This is a genomic window from Psychroserpens sp. Hel_I_66 (assembly GCF_000799465.1).
Classification (GTDB): Bacteria; Bacteroidota; Bacteroidia; order Flavobacteriales; family Flavobacteriaceae; genus Psychroserpens.
This window is the reverse complement of record NZ_JUGU01000001.1, coordinates 1,274,622-1,296,878: the sequence shown is the minus strand read 5'-3', so window position 1 is coordinate 1,296,878 and position 22,257 is coordinate 1,274,622. Positions and strand designations below refer to the sequence as shown.

Sequence of the window (22,257 nt, the reverse complement as noted above, 5' to 3'; positions counted from 1 at the left end):
GTTAGTCTTCGGGACTTTTTTTATTCCTTTTTTTCTTCTGAATTATTTTTTCTTGGCATAATAATCTTTCAAAACAGAAGCTCTTCCAATTGTTTTTGTAATCACATCTTTATCTAAGTCCCAACCTCTGGCTGGAGAATATTCCCTTCCGTACCAAATAATCTGTAAGTGTAAGTCGTTCCATATCTCCTTCGGAAATAGGCGTTTTGCATCTTTTTCTGTCTGTATAACGTTTTTTCCATTAGTGAGATTCCATCGATACATCAATCTATTTATATGAGTGTCTACGGGAAACGCAGGAATCCCAAAAGCTTGTGACAATACCACCGCTGCGGTTTTGTGACCAACAGCAGGTAATGCTTCCAGATCTTCATAAGTTTGAGGGACTTCACCGTTATGCTTATCAATTAAAATATGGGATAAACCGTAAATACCTTTACTTTTCATAGGAGATAGACCTACTGGTTTTATGATTTCACGAATTTCCTCGACAGATAATTTGATCATATCATAAGGATTATCTGCCTTAGCAAATAGGAGTGGTGTAATTTGATTTACTCTAACATCTGTACTTTGAGCAGACATCAATACAGCAATTAATAAAGTGTAAGGATCTTTGTGTTCTAAAGGAACAGGAATTGTAGGATACAGTTCTTTTAACGTATTAATAACAAAATCTACCTTTTCTTGCTTAGTCATATATTGTATTTTTACTAAAACCAAAGTTAGTAATTATGAAAGAATTAAAAGCAGGAGATAAAGCTCCAAATTTTTCAGCAGAAGATGAACTAGGACGTACAATTTCCTTAAAAGACTATAAAGGAAAAAAACTTGTAGTATTTTTTTACCCTAAAGCAAGTACACCAGGTTGTACAGCAGAAGCTTGTAATTTAAATGATAACTATGATCGTTTTAAGGCTCAAGGGTATGAGATTTTAGGAGTGAGTGCAGATAGCGCAAAGAGACAGTCAAACTTTAAAAACAAGTACGGATTCCAATATCCATTATTAGCAGATGAAGATAAGTCTGTAATTGAAGCTTTTGGAGTTTGGGGACCAAAGAAATTTATGGGAAAAGAATATGATGGCATCCATAGAACTACGTTTATCATTGACGAGAATGGAATTATTGAAGATGTTATTTCAAAAGTAAAAACCAAAGATCATACAGCTCAAATATTAACAGAATAATCTCTTTGAGGTATTTTTCATCAATTTGTTTTATTCATTATAACTATTGTTTTGGATGCTATTGTAAGTATGATTTTATAATTTCGTCTTAATCGAATAATTTATATAACACTAATCTTATAAACCAACCAAATGAAATTCAAAAGCTTACTATTTATCCTTTTCTTGATAATTGTTTCCTGTAAAGACAATAAAACACAAGAACCAGTCGAGAGTATCGATTATTCCGAAGAAAAATTAGAAATTACTACAAGTATCTACCCAGAAAATATTTCTAAAATATTTGAAACACATGGAGGTTTAGAAAATTGGCAAAAAATGCAGACTCTTAAATTTACCATGCCAAAAGAAACTGGTGATGAAATCACAACTGCAGATTTGCATAATAGATACTCTATAATTGAAATGCCCAAGCATATTATTGGATACGATGGAGATGATGTATGGATTCAAAATAAAGATAATACGCCTTATAAGGGAAACCCAAAGTTTTATTATAATTTAATGTTTTATTTTTATGCTATGCCCTTTGTATTGGCTGATGATGGAATTGTTTATGAGGATGTTGAACCATTGACATTTGAAGGAAGAGCATATCCTGGAATTAAGATTTCATATGAAAAAGGAGTAGGAGAATCTCCAGAGGATGAGTACATTATATATTATGATGCTCCAACAGGGAAAATGACTTGGTTAGGTTATACTGTAACCTATTTTACCAACGAAAAAAGTAAAGAATGGCATTTTATTAGATATACAGATTGGCAAGATGTTAATGGATTAAAACTACCAAAACGTATGACCTGGTATGAAACTGAGAATAATCTACCATCTACAAAACGTAATGATGTAAATTTTACCAATGTGGTATTAACTTCAGATTCTAAAGGAGCTTCTTCTTTTGTGAAACCAGAAAATGCTGAGTTTGTAAAGTAAAACAGAGATTTAATCACAAATAAAAAGACCTGCTATTCTTCATTAGCAGGTCTTTTTATATGCAATAGAACTATTTTTTAATCTTCAGATCCTAATTTATTTGAATAGCGCTGCCAGAGTTCGGTTTGATGTGTTTCTAAACTTAATTCTCTACCATCAATAAAAGCGTGCGTCAAAATGTTTGTTCGCATATCTAATGCATCACCTTCACTAATAAATAAGGTAGCACTTTTTCCCGTTTCTAACGTTCCGTACATATCATCGATACCCAATATTTTTGCAGTATTTGAAGTAATGAGTTGCAGTGCTTGTTCTTTTGTTAAACCGTGGGCCACCGTCGTCCCAGCATAAAAGGGGAGATTTCTGGAATTCATACGTTCCATTTGACCGCTAGTTTCTAAAGCTACTGTTACACCTTTATCGGTTAGAAGTTTAGCTAATTTAAAAGGAAGATCATAATCGTCATCTACAAGTTCTGGTCTTGAGTGTACACGTTTTAACAATACTGAAATATTATTACGTTTCAGTAAATCTGCTACTTTATGTGCTTCATAACCACCAACAATCACAGTTTTTGTCACATTATTTTCTTTTACAAAATTTACAGCATCTGTAATACTTTTCTCGTCATCTACATGTATAAAAAGTGTTTTTGATCCATTAAATAAACCACTCGTAGCTTCATAAGGTAAATGCTTAGAAGATCTATCTCCAGCCATATAAGATTTGGTGGCATTAAAGTAATCTGCTATTTCAGTAACTTGTTTATCATATTCTTTGTTCAATTTCAAGGCAGGATCTTCACCCAACCACCAACGACCTCTACTAAAACTGTTTGGCCAATTCATGTGTATGCCATCATCTTTTTTTATAACAGCATCTTCCCAGTTCCAGGCATCAAATTGTACGATAGAGGATGTACCAGAAATTCGCCCGCTACGAGGCACGATTTGCCCTAATAAGACTCCGTTTGGCCTCATGGATTCTACAACTTTAGACTCTGCATTATAAGCAATTAGACTTCTTATGTGTGGATTCCAGGATCCCATCTCAGACTCATCATCTGTTGCTCTAACTGCATCAATTTCAACTAGACCTAAAGTAGAATTAGGCACGATAAATCCAGGATATACATGTTTGCCATTGGCATCAATAACTTTCATATTAGATAAATCCACCTTCACGATTGTCATATCAGAAACCGTTTTAAGCGTACCATTTTCAAAAATAATAATGCTGTTCTCAATAACTTCTCCGTTACCAACGTGTGCAGTGGCACCTGTGATTGCAATAGATTGACTTTGCTTTGGCGCTGGAGTTTGCTGAGCGAAACTCATTGTGAAACCCAGAACAGCAATCAGCAAAAATTTGATATTAATTGTTTTCATTTTAATTTTTTTAGTGTTGTACATGATCTAAATAGTCACAGTGCATTTGAACTTTTTCTTTCTTCTTAATAGGCTGTGTTTTTAAGCCCTTGTTTTTTGCTTTTATCATATCATTGATAAGTTTGCTTTTTTCTTTTTTAATTTGGTCGCGCATCATTTCATCGCGTTTTAAATCAAAATAAGTAACACCCTCAATAATCGTTCTCTCTGCTTTTGCATATATAGACATTGGATGGTCGGTCCATAAAACAACATCTGCATCTTTACCAACTTTAATGCTTCCAACGCGATTATCAATATGCAATAGTTTTGCAGGATTTAAAGTCACAAATTTCCAAGCTTCTTCTTCACTAACACCACCATATTTTACAGATTTTGCAGCTTCTTGATTTAAACGACGTGACATTTCGCCATCATCACTATTAATGGCAACCACAACACCAGCATTGTGCATAATGGCTGCATTGTAAGGTATCGCATCGTTGACTTCATATTTGTAAGCCCACCAATCACTAAATGTCGATCCACCAGCACCATGTTCTTTCATTTTCTCAGCAACTTTGTAGCCTTCAAGAATGTGGGTAAACGTGTTTATATTAAAATCAAATTGCTCTGCAACTTTCATCAACATATTGATTTCGCTTTGCACATAAGAGTGGCAGGAAATAAAACGCTCTTTGTTTAAAATTTGAGCTATCACATCCATTTCCTCGTCCTTTCGATATGCTTTTCCGCTTTTTTTCAAATCATCATAAGCTTTAGCTTTAGTAAAATAGTCAATGTATAATTGCTCAACACCCATTCTTGTCTGCGGAAATCTATTTCTAGAATCATCGCCCCAATTGGATTGTTTTACATTTTCACCTAAAGCAAATTTTATAAACTTAGGACTATCTGTGTAAATTAAATCTTGAGGAGATGCTCCCCATTTTAGTTTTATGATTGCCGATTGTCCGCCAATCGGGTTCGCAGATCCGTGTAAAATTTGTATAGATGTTACACCACCAGCAAGGTTTCTGTAAATATCAATATCCTCTTCATCAATGACATCTTCAATAGACACTTCCGCAGAAGAATTATGACCAGCTTCATTGATTGAAGCAGCAGCAATATGTGAATGTTCATCAATAACTCCAGCAGTTAAATGTTTGCCAGTTGCGTCTATTACTTTAGCGCTACCATCAGATAAATCCTTTCCAATTCTTGCAATTTTTCCATTTTTAATAAGCACATCTGTATTTTGTAAAACACCATCCTCTTCACTGGTCCAAACGGTAGCATTTTTAAAGAGTAAGTTTTCAGCTTTGGGCATTTCAGAAAAACCATAAGCCATGTTAGGGTAGGTAACAGGCAACATTTCTTTCGCACTCATGGCATCATCCTTATTTTCATCGTCCTCATCGCTATTTTTATCTTCAGCATTTGCATTTTCTTTTTCTTCGGAAGTATTTTCTGTCTTATCCCTTTTTTTTGCATAAAACGTCAATTCGTCTCCATTGGGATATACAGCTGTCCCGTTTAATATATTTTCTTCGGAAGTATTTGCAACCAATCTTATAAACTTTTGTTCAGTGGAGTCTTTTGTTGTCATTGAGATATTTACCCAATCGCCATCAAAGGAAATTTTAGAACCTCTTGTTTTTTCATCGCTTGTAATTTCAGATTTCAATTTATCTGGAGTGCCTTTAAGCGTCATTTTATAATCTTGTCCAGCAAGATTAAATTCATAATCACCTCTAAGATCTTTAAGGCTCATATCTTCAATGACCGTTTTTTGACCTTGCACCCAGTTTTCATAAATGGTGGTTTTCTTTTCAAAAATATCTCCAGATGTCACCAAGAAATTTGCATAGGCTCCTTTTTGGAGTGAGCCAATTTCCGAAGATTTCCCTAATAATTTTGCAGGAACAGTGGTTAAGGCTTCAAGTGCTTTTTCTTTTGAAAGTCCGTAACTAATTGCTTTGAGCACATTAGGCATGAATTCTTTTGGTGCTTTTAAATCATGGGTTGTAAAAGCAAATGTAATTCCATTATCTGCCAATATTTTTGGGTTTGCAGGTTCTTGGTTCCAAGCTTTCATATCGCTTAAAGATAAAGATCTGCTCAAGAATGCGTTCTCAACATCATAGGCATCTTGAAATTTGACCGGTAAAATAAATGAAGCATTTGTTGCCTTAATGTCATTAATACGTTCATATTCGTCACCACCACCGAGTATTACATATTGGATGCCAAATAGGTCTCCTACTTTATGTGCTCTCATGGCGTTGGCACGACTACCAGCTCCAAAAATCTGAACTTCATTTTGATTGGCATTCAATGCTTCAAGTGATAAATCTTTGGTTTCGCTATTTCCATTAAGGTACCAATTGGCATCATAGTACATTTGGCGTAAAAGAGCCATGCTTCCCATAATTGAAGTTGGGTAGGATTGCCTTGAGGCATCACTCTTGTCAAAAGATAAATATTGTGCAGAGGTTTGGTCTATAATACGAATGTCGTTACCATCGTTTGGGTTGAGCGCGACTAAAGTTCCTGTTCCTCTAACAATACCATCTTCAATGTGTGTGTTGACGACTCCAAAACCTGCCTTAATTAGTTCTTCAGCAGCTTTACTGTCATATGAGAATTTGTCAATGGCCTTATTTTCTGGCATAATATGATCACTCCAGTAATAACCTGTTCTGCCTGGTCCGTATTGCGGACTTCCACCTCGACCACTTGGGCGATCTGGTTTTGCAACTCCAAATGAAGAATACATATCTATAAAAGAAGGGTAGATATGTTTGCCTTCTAAATCTACAACTGTCGTATTTTTAGGAATAGTTACCTGATTACCCGACGCTATAATTTTGCCATCCTTTATTAGTAATGTTCCATTCTCAATAACCTGAGTAGGCGTTACGTAAATTTTGGCATTAGTAAAGGCTTGGTAATTTGTGTTCTTGGTTGTTACACCATCGTTTTTGGGGAAGTAGTCTTGTGCAAATAATGCGAAACTGCAAAAGCAAAGTGCAATTGCAAACCTAATTTTATTCATATAAATGGGTTGATTGTTAATTACTCCTAAAGATAGAGATTAACCGCAAACGAAATGATAAAATATAGATTTTTAACGTTTTTCTGAAGTAATTAGAGAATTATTTAATTGGATTGTTTTTGTGGTAATTCACCAAAAGTGCCACAACGTAACTGTAACTTTCCATACCTCCAACTTGATTATTGGTTTTTAAAAAACCATCATAAGTGGTTTTAAATATGGGCTCTAAGGGATTTTCATATCCATCCCAAAAATCCCTCATTTCTTGATAATTTTTTAAAATACCTTTATTTACTTGAGGTAATAACTCTTCGTACAATACAAGATCTCTTTTATAGACTTCGCCCAAACAGTGACGCAAAGCAAAAGCATGACCAGAATATTTAAAATAATCATCAGGATGGTGCATTGCAGCCATACTGCCAATAAAATTCGCCTCATTTTCTGCAGCATATCCCAATTGGTGTGCAACTTCGTGACTCCCAGTTGTGGGAAATTTATAAGATGGAATCAACCCATCAACCTGAGCTTCATTGGTAAACGGGTTTAAATATCCAGAAAATCCCATATACGTCAATGGTACGCTATATAAAGAACGTTTGATGCTTCTCGGTTGATATGCTAGGTAAGGGAACTCCTTGGACAGTTCATCATAACCACTTGGGATCATCTTTAAAATCTCAGTTTTTGAGTAAGGCATTATGACTTGGAGCGAGTCAATTATGGCTAGTTCTAATTGGAGATTATTGGTTTCGGTAATAAGTTGTTTGGTGAGATCAACCAATTCTTCAGTCGTATAATCGTGGTCAATATCTAAAGATTTATGGAGTGGTAAACGGTAATAATTAAAAGCCCAAAGCAAATGAAATGCAAAATAGCCAAGTGAAAGTGCAGATAACACGTCTAATAACCAGTGTTTTGTGTCTTTTATTATTCGTTTTCTATTACTAAATAACCACCTTAAAATATACAAACCTAAAAGTGTATATAAAACATCACCAACCGAAAATGGCAACCAGCCAAACGCATACCGCATCGCTTTAGAGATCCAAATATAAATCCCGTGACTATAAACAGACTCCACAAAGTCTGGATAGTTTGCCAAAATCTTTAAAAGAATAATCTGCGGAATTATAGATAACGCAATAAAAAGTTTCTTGTGTTTGAGCATGACTCAAAAATAGGTTTTTTTAGAACCTTATCATAGTGTTTTTAGTGAAGTTGGTATCCTGCTTTCCGTTATAGCTTTTGTTCCAAAAGGCTGTCACTGCAATCAGGAGTAACGAGAGAGGCTTGGTTTGTTCAGCTAAAAAACCTAACAGTATGTTTGAACTAGTTGAGCTACAATTTGTAACTTCGCAAAATGAATGTTTGAGTTGATGTTTCCGAAGTGAAAAAACTCAAAAGCTTTAATACAATATAAACAAATACAAATGAGTCAAGAAATAAGAGAACTAGAACCAAAAGCCCTTTGGAATAAATTTGCAGACTTAAATGCAGTTCCAAGACCTTCTAAAAAAGAAGAACGCGTCATCAAATTCATGAAAGATTTTGGGGCAAAATTAGGTCTGGAAACCATAGAAGATGAAGTAGGAAATGTGATCATCAAAAAACCTGCGACTTCTGGGATGGAAGATAGAAAACCAATTGTGATGCAGTCACATTTAGATATGGTACATCAAAAAAATAACGATACCGTTTTTGATTTTGATACGCAAGGTATAGACATGCACGTTGTTGGTGATTGGGTAAAAGCAAAAGGGACTACGCTTGGTGCAGATAATGGGTTGGGTGTTGCTACCATCATGGCAATTTTAGAAAGTACAGATATTGCGCATCCTGCAATTGAAGCACTTTTTACGATTGATGAAGAAACTGGAATGACAGGAGCAATGGGCTTAAAAGGTGGTTTGTTAAATGGAGAGATACTTTTAAATCTAGATACTGAAGAAGATGACGAAATTGGCGTTGGTTGCGCTGGAGGTGTTGATATCACAGCAACGAGAACATACGAAGAGGAGGAAACACCAGAATTTAAGATTGGTTTCAAAATTTCAGTTAAGGGATTGCAAGGTGGACATAGCGGAATGCAAATTCACGAAGGTCTGGGCAATGCCAATAAAATTATGAACCGAGTCTTATTTGATGGTTTTGAGAATTTTGGTCTGCGTATCTCTGAAATTGATGGAGGTAGTCTTAGAAACGCCATCCCGAGAGAGAGCAATGCTATTGTAGCTATTGATGCTATTCATGAAGAAGCTTTTATTGCTGAAACAAAAACGCTTTCTGAAGACATTAAAAAAGAATTAAAAACAATGGAACCTGATTTGGTAATCGAGGTTTCAAAAATAGATACTCCAGAAAAAATCATGGATCTTGGTGTGCAAGAAGGATTGACCAGAGCCATTTATGCTGCTTTAAACGGTGTATACCGAATGAGTGCAGATATAAAGGATTTGGTAGAGACTTCTAATAATATCGCAAGAATTATTGTTAAGGATGGCTCTGTAAAAATTGGATGTTTGACAAGAAGTTCTGTAGAGAGCTCAAAATGGGATTTGGCAAATACACTTCGCGCTACCTTTGAGTTAACGGGTTGTGAAGTAGATTTTAGTGGTGAATATCCAGGTTGGACACCAAATATGGATAGCGACATTTTAAAGGTGATGGTGCCTTTGTATAAAAAACTGAATGGAGGAGAAGAGCCACATGTTGCTGCGTGCCATGCAGGTTTGGAATGCGGAATTCTTGGTACCAATTACCCTGAGATGGATATGATTAGTTTTGGACCAAATATTAAAGGAGCGCATTCTCCAGATGAGCGTGCACAAATCTCTTCTGCTCAAAAATATTGGGAGTTTGTATTGGAGATTTTAAAGAACATTCCGAAGAAATAATAAGTATATTCTAAAATGGAAAAGAGGCGATTTCAATTTGAAATCGCCTCTTTTTTTATGCTTAATATGTGTTTTATCTTTTTATAACGCTTTCCATTTCAACAATGAAGGTTAGATCGGTATTTGGTGGAATTCCTCTATTTCCTCTTTCTCCGTATGCTAAATGCGATGGCAAGTAAAAGAATGCTTTTTCACCAACTTTTAAATTAGCCAAAGCTTCTTTAAATCCTGGGATCATTTGTGCATTTGGGCTCACCAACATTGCAGTTGGACCGTAAGCGTTTGCATCTGCGCGTCTTTGGTTGAACATACCATATTTCTCTGCAATCTCAACTCTATCGCTATCAAATAATTTACCATCTGTAAAATAGCCTTCGTAATACACACGAACAGAATCTCCTGCTTTTGGTTTTGGTCCTGTACCTTCTTTTATTACATATTTTTTAAGACCAGAAGCTAAAGCAGTAGTTTTGGTAGCGTAGTCTTCTAACATTGGTTTTGTTTCTTCGGAAGCAGAAGCTATTTTCTCTTCACGCTCTTTTTGTTCTTGCTCAAGTTTCTCTTTTTTATCGTCTTGTATTTGTTGGATTTCGGCTTCTACATTTGGCAATTCCTTTTCAAACACTTTTGGAGCATTAAACGATTTTGCTGCAGAGCCTTTTCTAATAATGTTGATTTTTGTGATGTACACAGGTTCAACAGGTTTATTTGAACCAGGAGTTACTTCTACATTTGATATGGCATCTTGAACTTCAATTCCTTTTACCAACTCTCCAAAAACAGAATGACAGCTAGTTCTAGGTTGATCGCAATTTTTAAGTTCACCATTGTCATCATAAGCATTTAAGCTTGGATAAGGCACTTCGGTAATAAAAAACTGGGATCCGTTTGTGTTAAATCCACCACTGTTTGCCATAGACAACAATCCGCCTTTATCATGTTTTAAAGATGGATCAAAATCTGCAGTAAACTTATAGCCTGGATTTCCACCACCAGTGGCAGTGTGATCTCCACCTTGAATCATAAATTTATCCATCACACGATGAAACGTTAGACTATCATAGTATGGTTTTCCTTTAAACTCGTCTGCCATCATGGGATGGTTTCCTTCAGCTAATGCTACAAAGTTTGCTACCGTTACTGGTACTTTATCATAAAATAATTTTGCGATCATCGTGTCCTTGCTTGTAACGATTTCAGCATAAAGTCCATCTTCAAGATCAGGATATTCTTCCTTACACGAGACAAGAGTTACTATTAAACATAGGATTAATAATTGTAGGGTTTTGCTCATCAATTTCATTGTAATTATTGGTTTTGTGTTATTGTATTTACGTTTACTTTTACCATTAGAGGTATGTTTGTTCCAATTTTGTTTTTATCACCATAGTAACCATAGGCTTTTTGGGACGGAAATAAAAACGTTGCAGATTCTGTAGGTTTCAAGAGTTTCAAACCTTCTCTTAGACCAGTAAAAATCTCTTGTTGGTCCATAGCGTAAGTTTGGTTTCCTATTTCTTCTTCAGTGTAGATCACATTTCCGTTTAGATCCCTTACATTATAATTAAAGGTGACGATATCGCCAAATCCTGGTGTAATGGTATCTATTTCTACTTTTGTGTGGTATCTGTACCAAAATCCGCTTTCCGAAGCAATATAATCATATTCAGGATTTTGAGTCATGAACTTCTCTATACGCTTGCGTTCTCGTTCATTAAGTTTTTTATTTCGTTCTGCAGATTCTTTGTAGAATGAACCCGATTGTACCGATTCTGGTTGTCGGGCTTCAGGTGTTTTGCAACTACTAAAAGTAGCTACAATGAGAAAGAGAATTATATATTTCATTAGGCTTTGAGGTCTTTTTTATAGTTTGGCAAGATACTAATAAATTTGTCAACTGTATCTTTCAAGTTTAAATCACTTTTTCCACCTGCAGCATTGGTGTGACCACCTCCTTCAAAATGACTTCTTGAGAGTTCATTGACCGAAAAATCACCTTTGCTACGAAGCGAAATCTTGATGATATTATCTTGATGGCTTTCAATAAAAATAGCTGCGAAAATGATTCCTTTTAATGAAAGTCCGTAATTTACAAAACCTTCTGTATCTCCTTTTTTGTAATTATAGGTGTTGAGCTCTTCTTGTGACAGCGTGATGTAAGCGGTTCTATATTCTGGGATGATCTTTAGATTACTCAACGCTCGACCCAACAATTGCATGCGTTCATAACTATTGGTATCCATAATGCTATTATGAATTTGGGAGTTGTTAGCCCCTTTTTCAATAAGCTTACCTATGATTTTATGGGTCTCGCTTGTGGTTGATGAAAACCGAAACGACCCTGTATCTGTCATGATCCCAGTGTATAAACAGGACGCAATATCTTCGTCAATTTTATTGGTATCTCCCAGCATGTCGATAAAATTATAGACCATTTCGCAAGTTGATGACATCGAGACATCAGAGTAGGTGAATTGCGCGTAATCATCAGGTTGTTGATGATGGTCAATCATGATTTTTATAGCTTCGGAAGTTGCCACAGCATCTCCCATATCACCAATCCTTCCGAGGGAATTAAAATCTAAGGTAAATATAATCTCTGCGGAAATGAGCAGTGCATCACAATCGTCTTTTTGTTGGTCATATTTTAGAATGGAATCTTCCGAAGGCATCCATTTTAAAAAATCAGGATAATCATTAGGAGCGATAATGGTTGCTTTATGGTTTCCTTTTTTTAAGTAATGCATCAATCCCAAAGTAGAGCCAATGGCATCACCATCTGGATTTTTATGCGGAATGATAACTATTTCTTTTGGTGAACTTAACAGTTCTTTTATATTTTTTATATCTTCTTTATTCATAGGTTACGAAGATAGGATTTTTTGGTTTTCAAGTTCTTTTGAATGATTTTTTTTATCATTATGTTAACGTGTTGACCTCGTTTTTTCAAATTTACCGTCACATCGAGCACAATCAAGATATCCAATGTTATGTCTAGACAACGCTTGTAATCACAGAAATTTGAAGAATATCTGTTTTTTACTTTTCTATTGTATTTCTTGATAAATGCATTACTTTTGCACAAAAATTAAAAGAGAATAAAATGGCAACAAATAGAACATTTACAATGCTTAAACCAGATTCTGTTGAAAAAGGGAATATTGGTGCAATTTTAGAAAAAATCACAGCTTCTGGTTTTAGAATCGTAGCGATGAAATTAACTCAGTTGACGACTGCAGATGCTCAAGAATTTTACGAGGTACACAGTGAAAGACCATTTTATGGTGAGTTAGTGGAGTACATGACAAGAGGACCAATCGTTGCAGCAGTTTTAGAAAAAGAAAACGCAGTTGAAGATTTTAGAGCTTTAATAGGAGCTACAAATCCAGAGGACGCAGCAGAAGGAACCATTAGAAAATTATACGCAGCTTCTATGGGAGAAAATGCGGTACACGGTAGTGATAGCGATGAAAACGCAGCTATTGAAAGTGCTTTTCATTTCTCAGGTAGAGAGATGTTTTAATTACACATTTCTTTAATGATATAAAAAAAGCGTAACCATTGGTTGCGCTATTTTTTTGTTTTATAGCGAAAAACGGGAAGTAATTTCTCTCTTAAAATGTATTGCTATTTACACTATCTTTTTATCTCTTTAGAAAAATCAATGGTCAAAAAACCTTTAGTCTTCAACCAAAGCAGATCTGTACTTTAGAGTTGCTTTTTTAAGGTTTTCGGAAAGTGACTGTAACCAGCTCATTTGGTTTGCTATTAAATAAGCCTCTTGGAGTGCGTGGAGTGTTTCAGTATCCAATTCGGTGTGTCCTTGTTTTATGTTTTCGTCCCGTAAATTGGATAATTGCTGGTATTTTTCCAATAAAGTTTCCTGGGCTTTTTCCGCAGTATGATCCGTTATTTTTATATCACCTTTATTAAAATCCAGGCAATCGATTGCTGAGTTGAGTGTATTGCCAATTTTCTTGATAAGTACATCAAATTCTTCGGAAGCTGGTGTGGTCTTATGATTTATCACAAAATTTCCTATGGAAGCAATTGCAGAAATCATCGTTTGATTGAGCGTCACAATTTCGTAAATGACCTGAAACTCTTTTTGTTTAGATTTTGGATCTTGCGTCAAGCGTTGAAATCCAGCGTTCAAATTACTAATCGCCAAAAATGCTTCTTTTCTGGCCACATTGTATGATAATTTCTCTTCGGTTGGGTTGTGATATAATTTTTGTGCTGCAAATAAATAGGTTCTATTTTTAGTCAAGGCATTTAAAATAATATGAGAAAGATTATTGGCTTCCCAACTTGGGAACAAGGCATAATTTGCCACAACCGCTATAGTAGCTCCAATAATGGTATCTAAAACTCGATACTGAATTACTTCAAAAGCATCGGGATTTATCAACGAATATACAAATACAATACTAATCGTAATCAGCGCAGCTGCCGATTTATAATTATTCTGAATTAAAGAAAACGCGAAAATCAAAGAGACAAAAGCCAATACGCCATATACAATCTCATTTTGGGTGATCAACACAATAGCAACTGCAACGACAGCTCCAATGAGTGTGCCAATTATTCTATCTTTGGAACGTTCTTTTGTAAGACCGTAATTTGGTCGCATGATCACAACAATCGTGAGCAAAATCCAATAGGTGTTTTGAATGTCAAAAATAAAACCTAATGCATAACCAAAAACAATAGCGATCGCAAATCTTAGTGAATGCCGAAACATTTTGGAACTGAAACTAAAATTTTGAGTGAGCACGTTTAGTCGGTATTCTTGAAGTGTCAAAAACTGACTCGAATCTTGTCGCTTTAATGATATCTTGGCAGCATCCTTTACATTATCCATGGCACGTCTTATCGCCTTAATTTCTTGTAGCAATTGTTCCTGGTAATCGTACAGATTTTTTAAGACGAGAGCGCCTTCTCGTGCTTCGGGTAATTTTATGGTGTTAATATAATCGGTAATGGATTTACTTGATTTTGATAAGGCAGTTGAGAGTTTGTCATCTGCTGGGATTTTATCGTTTTGAATGAGTAATTCAGATAATCGTATCAAGTGATTACCCATGATTTTATTCAGTTTTTTAGAGGCTTTTAAATATGCTTTACGTCCACCGAAAATACTATCTATCATTTTGTAATCAAGATGTTTGGCTTCAATAAGCTCAAAAATATTGATGGATGAAATAAAGATGAGTAGCTGTTTTTCCTCAAAGCGTGAACGTCCAGAACGTTTACGCTCAATAAACAAGGTTTCGCGAAGCGTCTCGTGCTTTTCATTAATTTGATTTTGAAGCACAAAAGTTTGTTTTAAAATCTGGTCACGCTTGGAGGTTTTGGTCAATAATTTGGCACGAAGTTTTAAATATTCGCCAACGAGCAATAACGTGTCCGATAGTAATTGATTCTGATCTTTTTTAGGTGCCAATCTTTGAAAAAGATAAGAAACGACCAAATACCAAAGCCCACCAATACCCATTAAACCTACCTGAACCAAAATCTCGGTTACGGTTTCTTTTTGAATGGCAAATGCCAATACCATAGCCAACAAGCCAGAAAAAGAAACTAAAGATGCTCTAAAGCCATATACTGAAATCAACGATACCAAAAAAGATATTACAGCAAGAGAAACCAACAGGAGTGGAAGAAGAGGTTTTGCAAATAAAATGATAGCTGTGATGACCATCGTCAACCCAATACTTATTAATATGGCATTGACTTTATACTTAATACTACCAGGTATGTCACCAGGTGCATTTAAAAAGGCACCAACCACGATGGCAGGTGCAAATTTAAAATAACCTAAAAAGTAGAGTACAGCAAAAGGTACAGCAATCGCGACGCCAAGTCGAATACCACGATCAAAATTGGAACTTTTAAAAAATAATTCTAGCTGTTTGAGTTGTGCTTTCAAATGACTTTGCAGTTTGTTGCAAAGTTAGTTGAAATGGTGTTAAGATTTGGTTTTATGTTGTTTTGAAAAAATTATTGCCCGATCGCTATCATTATCAGTTATTAAAGAGCATGAGCTAAGTGGACTTTCTTAAATAATATTGTGAGTTAAAATTTTTACTCTGGTTTTGCCCAAAATATCGATGGATTATTTGTTTTATAATACATACGTTTTACATTATTTATGGTGTCGCTATCTACTTTCTTTTTAGGTTCCTGTACAATACCGTCAAGTGGTAAGAGTTCCACAAAAGTAATTTCTTTTCCTTCTTCTATGGTTTCTGAATTGTACTCACTTATTAAAGGCGTCTGAAAACGGTAAAGATTTTTAGCCATATAAAAATTTAAATATTGGGTTTTGTTTTTTAGGACACTTCTGTTCCAGTTCGCATCAGCATTAAGAACTAATCCTTTATCATTTATCAATCTTTCACGCACTTCTGGTATGCTAAGGAGATTACCTTTGTCATCCATAACATACGCTCCATTTGTTGGGTCAATCCATAACCATTTATCTAGATCATTGCTATACACCATATTGATCACATGACATTCATCAAAATCTGTTTCTTTAGGCATGCAAGTAACATATCTCGATTTTATACCCATTGCTAAATAGCATTCGTTAAGAAATATAGAAAGCATTCTACAATTAAGCCCTCGATTTTCTGTTTTACATATTTTTAGTAGATCAATTGCGTTTCTAAGGGTAGGATTGCTGCTGCTACCATCGTGTTCAACAACATTATCAGCCCACTTAAATAAGTTGAAAATTTGAGATAGCTCGTTACCATTACCAGCGATTGAATCAAGTTTTAATTCTCTCCTTAATTTAACAAGTTCTGGACTTTCTTTTGATTGGTAACTGAATTTGGGAATGGAACTATCATTTTCAAATTCATATTCACTTGCTTGCTTTAGCATATCCAATCTTGAAGGTACCCATTGTATACGGGTGATAGCGCTTTCTTTTTGGTTGATGATTATTTCAAAATCATAGTATTTGTTTTTTGAAACTTCAAAACTAATGGAATCAATATCTGTGTAAAATGTGATATTCTTCGAAGAAGTTTCATAAATATCTGGGTTTACTTCTGGCGCAATAGACCAATAGCCTTTCTTTAAAACTCCATCTTCTAAAATATCAACTGTGGTTGAATTAGCGTTTATTGTTGGCAGTTTATTTTGAGAGTAAACGTTCGCAACAATCAGACCCATAACCATTAGGAAAAAATTTCTATAAGCCATATCATTTAAATTTAGTTTTGCTTTAGACGATTGTTCAAAATTATTGTTACAGAGTGTTTTAAAAATTTAAGGATATTTATGTTTGTGAGCGAGAATTTTCCGAAGAAAAATTAAATGCCAACTAACAATTAATTATCATTAATTTATATGAAACTAGCATTATTTAAATATTGTGTTCTACAACATACTTATTCTTTTTTCTCAAAGTGCTGAAAATTACCCCTTGGTAAATAGATAAGATCCATGTTTTTATCAGAGATATAATCTATACCGTATTTTAGAGTATTAGATTGTTTTGTCAAAACTAAAGTACCGCCAATTAGCGAACTATCTTTATCAAAAACACTCTCACTTATCAAATATTCATAATAATCGTCTGTTGCAGTTTGTACACTTTTATATTTAAAAATCCACTTTTTGCCTTTAATCTCAACGCTTGATAAAGAATCGATGGTACTTATCCAAATGCCATTACTGATGGCATTCTTTTGTTTTTTTTCATAAGATGTCGATTTGATTTCAGTAGAATCAATATTGATTTCTTGTTGTTCACTTTCTTTTTCATTGACATTTTTGCAACTTATAAAAGTTAAAATTGCTAAGGTTAAAAGTTTAATTTTCATTTTTTTTCAATGTTTTACACCGTTTTTTTGTGTAATTTTTTTTGTTAAGCACGTAATTTAGAAAATAAAAACTGAATAGAAATTACGTGAGGTTTTTTTTTAAGCAGGTGAGGACAAGCAATAGTGTAAAACTATTATTGACAAAAGTTTTGAATATTTTATTCAGAATGCTTACCTATTTATCACCTACTTTTTTCGTCCAAATTCTGGAAGTTGATTTATCTTTAGAAGGAAAGTCATCTGGAATATCTTGATTCACTTTTCCGGTAGCTGCCCATTCCGAACCTCGCTGAAAAGTCGTCATAAACCCTACACATTCCATAGAATAATCAAAGTGACCTAAAGTAGTATGAAAGATTCGACCTTTACCATAATTGATGGCCATCAATGTTGGCACATTCCAACCAGTACCTTTCATTGCAGGCTCCCATGGTTGTTGGTTTTTTTCTGAATCTGAATAAGCAGTTGCAAGAATGGTTGCATTTTCAAATGGACCACGCATACGATCATAAAGTTCATCTTTTGCATGAATCCAAGTCAATGGTAAACCCTTCATTATTGGATGTTCTGGCGCTCTCGAAGTAATTGTGTATTCATGTTCTAAACCATGCGAGCCAGCCACTCCTTTAGAATGGTCCTTTTCAATTTCCCTATCACTGTTGTAAAAAACATAGGGACCAGAAATACTGTCACGTCCGTCCCATGCACCGAGACCGATCATTTTGTTATATTCCTCCCAGTTTCCCCAGGAATTATTTGCTGCGTGTACAACAACTAGTCCTCCACCTTCGTTGATATATTTTTCAAAATTTCTTTTGGTACGATCAGGCCAATCAGCGACCATTAACCCAAGATTGGAAACGATCAAATCGTAATTACTAAAATCAATATTAAAATTTGAATTTTTAGTTGGTTGAGCAGAAATGACATGCTTAGAAGAATCTAAAGGAAATTCATGGATATATTTTGTTAAAGTTCCGGATCTGTTAGGATTGTATTTAATGCCTAACCAAATGGTATCCATATGGGTTGTTTTTACATCAAAAAGTCCAGTTTGTTCAAGATAACTTCCCATAATCATAGATGTCTTTGGCCAAATATAGTGGTTGTTCTGCCCATCAATAATCAGTACCTTAAGTTTTGGACTTGGAATGTCTTTATTCTTAGACTCACCACATGATAATCCAAATGCTAGAATGAAAAGTATCCCATAAAAATATAATTTTCTCATTGTATTTAATTCATAAATAATTACGGGTTCTTTTTTTTACTATTTCTTGAAAAATCTAATTTTAGCCTTTGGCAAACATTAATATATAGGATGAGTTGCGGGTTTAATCAATTAACTTAGTAAATACAATAAAATAGAAAATCTGCAACAATCATTATGAGTAGGCGAGTACTAGTAATGAATTATAAATGTCTTAGCTTACAAGTCCAATTTTGTCCTTTATAAGATAAAAAAGGGAATTGTTTTTTTTTGAATAATTTTAATTTACTGATAAATCAAAGTCATTAACAGCTTCTGAAATCTCATAACCCAGTCGCATTCCCTCTGTACAATCTATTCTCATATGTACTCCCAATGGTATTCTAGAAAATGCAGCTTCTTCAACCATTTCACTTATAGAGTTAAAATGTCTTGGCGCACTACTAAATTCTGTTCTTCCTTCATGGGCGCGTTCAGTAAAATCTATCGTATTCCCAAAAGTATCAATAAAAATACCTCCTGCTGCCGAAGCAAAGCAGGAATGACCAGAAGGGTAACCTGGAAATGACGGATTTGGCCAATTAATAAATTTGTAGAGATTGGTTTCAAATTCGGGATCAATAAATTCTTGTATATAAACATGAGGTCTCATTACCATATAATTGTACTTATCTGCCCAAGTTGACACTGCTGCATCATTAAGTGCGAAGCCTAATTTAAGCAATAGTACCAAGGAAGTTTCATGGTTGAAATCATTTTGAACAATTAATTGTTTAGCTATTGAAATTTGTCTTCCTGGTGGACTCATCATTAGACCTTCAACATCATCTGACCAATACTCGGCGACCCATAAATCTTCATTGTTTTCTAATTTAGCTGCATTGTTTGTAATATAAACTTCATTCATCTGTGCAAAATAATCGCTATTAGAATCTTCATTGTAATCCATTGGAGCTATGGTTGAAGTATCATCAGATGATATTACAAATGTGCGAACAGATTGCCAATAAGGAAACAAAGCTCTTTCCTGATCTGCACTATAGGTCCAGTAACCTGCTCCTATTGGAGGCTCATAAGATAAAGGTTGTGGATCTAGTATTTGTGATTCTGCTTGAAGGTCGGTTTGACTGTACGCTATGACTTGTTCTGCAACATAGTTTCCCCATTGACGAGAATCTATAAATACTTGATTAGTTACATTTTGAAACAAAACATTCTCTTTTGTGACTTTGAATTGGTCTATTTCATTATTCATTTCAATGGGAATGTTATACATAAAGTAATCCATAACTACAGCATAACAGGTATTTAAGGCTATATTTAAATCAATAGTATTTGCACGCTGAGAATTGTCAATGGTTAAATTTTGTAATCTAGAAGCGTTTGAAGTGAAATCTACCATATCGTCAACTACAGTCTCATAAGCAGCAAGATTTATATATGCCAATGATCTAGCTGTGGCATTTGGTCGCATTCCATAGGTATAGCGATCTAGTTCTAACCATAATTCATTCCACTCTACGATAAGTTGTGTCGTTTCATCAGTTACAACTGTTTCATTAATATAAGTGTTTACTTGATTGTCGTCTGTACTACAAGATTCGAATATAGGTAAAGCTAACAATACAAGTAGTAACCATTTTAAATTAGAAGTTTTCATGTCCTAAAATTTATTTTTAAAGAATGGGTATTCTCTAAATATCATATACGTATAGTTGGTAACAAGTTAAATTAATTTTTTAAATATCAATTAATAGGTTTTTTGTTTTTCTAATAAAAAATTATACTAAATACCTATTTATATTTTGAGATATCATATACATTTTTTTAGTACAAGTCCCCATTTTTTAGCAACTATTATTTTATTGTTCTCAAATACTTTCTCACTAATTAAGTCTGTAAAACATTCTTTACTTAATTCGGCGACATCAACAACATACTCACTATTACCGTTATTAATTACGACAATTAAATTTTCATTATTGTAGTTGCGTTCAAAAATTAAGACACCTTTTTCATCATCTGTAAATAAAGTTTTATAGGTACCCATTTGTAAGGCAGTATGGTTATTTCTTATAGTAATCAGCTTTTTATAATGCTGAAATAAATCATTATTCACTGCCACTTTATCTGGAGCATGTTTAGAACCATCAACGCTGTATACTTCATCTTCATAGGCAATATCATCCCAAATCATGGGTTTTCTGCTATCCGGATCATTGCCACCCCACATTCCAACTTCATCACCATAATAAATCATTGGCGCACCTACGTAGGTCATCTGCATGATGGCAAATAATTTTTGTAGTTCGATGTCTTCCTCCTCAGGTTTTCTGGTAGAATAGTTGGGATTATTTGAAGCGGTTGAAGAATTGAAATATGTACCCCAATTCCTGAAATTACCGATGCCTAGATCGCTATTTACAATATGTGAACCAACTCTATTTGAATCATGACTTCCAAAAAGATTTTGAGACACATACGCAACACCTGAAGGATAGAGCTCTCGAAGTTCATTTAATTTAGTGTCATATTCGCTTGCTTTGATGCTTGTAGAATCTGTATTGAAAAAGAATTCAGCAGAAGCGAAAGCAAAATTATAATTCATTTCACCATCAAACTCATCGCCCTGCATGTAAGGTTGTACTTTATCTGGAGTATCAACAATCTCTGCTGTCATGTAGGCTTCAGAATTTATGGATCTCACATGTGCTCTCCACTGTTTCCAAAAAGGGTGACCAATGCAAAAAGCAACATCCAGCCTCCATCCATCAATGCCGAATGCTGTACCTTTTCCTTTAGGATTCATCCATCTCTGGGTCGCGTTGAAAATATACTGTTTCGGACCTTCGACTATGCCTGTGCTATCTTCCTTCAATTCAGGTAGTGATTTCACTCCGAACCATCCTTCGTAATCGAACTTCGTGCCTTTCTCTTCATCTCTCCAGGATTTAATGATGAACCAGTCTTTATAAGGTGAGTTTTGTTGGTTTTTCAATACATCTTGAAACGCAAAACTGTTATAGCCTAAATGATTGAATACACCATCAAAGATGATTTTCATTCCTCTATTATGTGCATTTTCTATCAATTTCAAAGCTAAATTATCCGCACTTGTCCAAACCCAAGTGGAAGCATCTAAGGGGTTTTCGGTAGCTATTAGTTTTCTGTCTCCTTCCGGATCAGGACCGAAATTTGGATCAATGTGATGGTAACTTTCACTGTCGTACTTATGAAGTGATGGCGATTGAAAAACTGGGTTCAAATAGATGGCGGTCACTCCCAATTCTTGCAGGTAGTCAAGTTTGTTTATGACTCCTTGAAGGTCGCCTCCATAACGTCTTCGCAACATGTGTTTCCAAAGTTCAGGCTCACCGTTGGTTTTTTCATAAGCCTGTAGTTCGTACCAATCACTTCCCCAAGGATGTATTTGCCATGCTGCAGGTTGTTCTTGAGGATCCGCTCCCTTTATGTCGTTTATCGTTGGATTATTAGCAGTATCACCATCCCTGAACCGCTCCGGAAATATTTGATACCATACCACGGTCTTCGCCCATTGAGGCACAAATTCCTCATTTTTAACTGTTTTATTTGGTTGACTATATCCTATTGAAAGAAGAAATAAGAATGCAGAATTTAGTAGTATGTTTTTATTAAAAAGGAGTTTCATTATGTTTTTTTATTTAAATAGTATATCACGTTTATGTTTAGCGTACGTGGTGTGTTGGTTTGCGAGGATTTTCCTTCGGAAAATT

Annotated in this window: 17 protein-coding genes; 4 read left to right on the top strand and 13 right to left on the bottom strand. The window is 34.8% G+C overall.

The genetic code is table 11. The features are described 5' to 3' along the window. Positions 1–42: 42 nt before the first annotated feature. A complete protein-coding gene (locus GQ40_RS05860) occupies positions 43–699 on the bottom strand; it encodes an endonuclease III domain-containing protein (RefSeq protein WP_047546600.1) in 657 nt (218 codons plus the stop codon). Between the two features lie 35 nt (positions 700–734). Here GQ40_RS05860 and bcp point away from each other — a divergent pair, with 35 nt between their 5' ends. Next, positions 735–1,190, top strand: a complete 456-nt coding sequence (gene bcp, locus GQ40_RS05855) for a thioredoxin-dependent thiol peroxidase (protein ID WP_047546598.1) — start codon at positions 735–737, stop codon at positions 1,188–1,190. Between the two features lie 132 nt (positions 1,191–1,322). Beyond that, a complete protein-coding gene (locus tag GQ40_RS05850; RefSeq protein ID WP_047546596.1) occupies positions 1,323–2,126 on the top strand; it encodes a DUF6503 family protein in 804 nt (267 codons plus the stop codon). Between the two features lie 77 nt (positions 2,127–2,203). Here the strand turns inward: GQ40_RS05850 and GQ40_RS05845 are convergent, their stop codons facing one another. The 3 genes from GQ40_RS05845 to GQ40_RS05835 form a co-directional block, all read right to left on the bottom strand. After that, the gene (locus GQ40_RS05845; RefSeq protein ID WP_047551547.1) at positions 2,204–3,514 is read right to left on the bottom strand and encodes an amidohydrolase family protein; all 1,311 of its coding nucleotides are present in this window, start codon (positions 3,512–3,514) and stop codon (positions 2,204–2,206) included. A 10-nt stretch (positions 3,515–3,524) separates the two neighbouring features. Further along, a complete protein-coding gene (locus tag GQ40_RS05840) occupies positions 3,525–6,554 on the bottom strand; it encodes an amidohydrolase family protein (RefSeq protein WP_047546594.1) in 3,030 nt (1,009 codons plus the stop codon). Between the two features lie 100 nt (positions 6,555–6,654). Beyond that, positions 6,655–7,725: a DUF3810 domain-containing protein gene (locus GQ40_RS05835; RefSeq protein WP_047546592.1), complete on the bottom strand. Its 1,071-nt coding sequence runs from the start codon at positions 7,723–7,725 to the stop codon at positions 6,655–6,657. Between the two features lie 262 nt (positions 7,726–7,987). Here GQ40_RS05835 and GQ40_RS05830 point away from each other — a divergent pair, with 262 nt between their 5' ends. Then, positions 7,988–9,451: an aminoacyl-histidine dipeptidase gene (locus tag GQ40_RS05830; protein WP_047546590.1), complete on the top strand. Its 1,464-nt coding sequence runs from the start codon at positions 7,988–7,990 to the stop codon at positions 9,449–9,451. Positions 9,452–9,524: 73 nt separating this feature from the next. Here the strand turns inward: GQ40_RS05830 and GQ40_RS05825 are convergent, their stop codons facing one another. From GQ40_RS05825 to GQ40_RS05815, 3 genes are read right to left on the bottom strand one after another with little or no spacing between them, the layout of a single operon-like run. Continuing rightward, positions 9,525–10,745: a peptidylprolyl isomerase gene (locus GQ40_RS05825; RefSeq protein WP_047551544.1), complete on the bottom strand. Its 1,221-nt coding sequence runs from the start codon at positions 10,743–10,745 to the stop codon at positions 9,525–9,527. Positions 10,746–10,759: 14 nt separating this feature from the next. Then, positions 10,760–11,296: a gliding motility-associated peptidyl-prolyl isomerase GldI gene (gene gldI / locus GQ40_RS05820; RefSeq protein WP_047546587.1), complete on the bottom strand. Its 537-nt coding sequence runs from the start codon at positions 11,294–11,296 to the stop codon at positions 10,760–10,762. Then, positions 11,296–12,312, bottom strand: coding sequence for a DHH family phosphoesterase (locus tag GQ40_RS05815; protein ID WP_047546586.1), 1,017 nt, complete (start codon positions 12,310–12,312; stop codon positions 11,296–11,298). Before GQ40_RS05815 ends, gldI begins: the two co-directional genes overlap by 1 nt. Before the next feature lie 242 nt (positions 12,313–12,554). Here GQ40_RS05815 and GQ40_RS05810 point away from each other — a divergent pair, with 242 nt between their 5' ends. Then, positions 12,555–12,974: a nucleoside-diphosphate kinase gene (locus GQ40_RS05810; RefSeq protein WP_047546584.1), complete on the top strand. Its 420-nt coding sequence runs from the start codon at positions 12,555–12,557 to the stop codon at positions 12,972–12,974. Positions 12,975–13,130: 156 nt separating this feature from the next. Here the strand turns inward: GQ40_RS05810 and GQ40_RS05805 are convergent, their stop codons facing one another. The 6 genes from GQ40_RS05805 to GQ40_RS05780 all read right to left on the bottom strand — a co-directional run bounded on the left by GQ40_RS05805 (position 13,131) and on the right by GQ40_RS05780 (position 22,172). After that, positions 13,131–15,383, bottom strand: coding sequence for an FUSC family protein (locus tag GQ40_RS05805; RefSeq protein WP_047546582.1), 2,253 nt, complete (start codon positions 15,381–15,383; stop codon positions 13,131–13,133). Positions 15,384–15,538: 155 nt separating this feature from the next. Further along, positions 15,539–16,669 carry a transglutaminase domain-containing protein gene (locus GQ40_RS05800; RefSeq protein ID WP_047546581.1) on the bottom strand — a complete coding sequence of 377 codons (1,131 nt, stop codon included), beginning with the start codon at positions 16,667–16,669 and terminating at the stop codon, positions 15,539–15,541. Positions 16,670–16,857: 188 nt separating this feature from the next. Next, complete coding sequence (locus tag GQ40_RS05795; RefSeq protein ID WP_047546579.1) at positions 16,858–17,292, bottom strand: hypothetical protein; 435 nt, start codon at positions 17,290–17,292, stop codon at positions 16,858–16,860. 175 nt (positions 17,293–17,467) lie between these two features. Further along, a complete protein-coding gene (locus tag GQ40_RS05790; protein WP_047546577.1) occupies positions 17,468–18,523 on the bottom strand; it encodes a ThuA domain-containing protein in 1,056 nt (351 codons plus the stop codon). A gap of 259 nt (positions 18,524–18,782) precedes the next feature. Continuing rightward, positions 18,783–20,162 (bottom strand): vanadium-dependent haloperoxidase, encoded by a 1,380-nt coding sequence (locus GQ40_RS05785; protein ID WP_047546575.1) that lies wholly within the window; start codon positions 20,160–20,162, stop codon positions 18,783–18,785. 153 nt (positions 20,163–20,315) lie between these two features. Next, positions 20,316–22,172, bottom strand: coding sequence for a glycoside hydrolase family 13 protein (locus GQ40_RS05780; protein WP_047546573.1), 1,857 nt, complete (start codon positions 22,170–22,172; stop codon positions 20,316–20,318). Positions 22,173–22,257 lie beyond the last annotated feature (85 nt).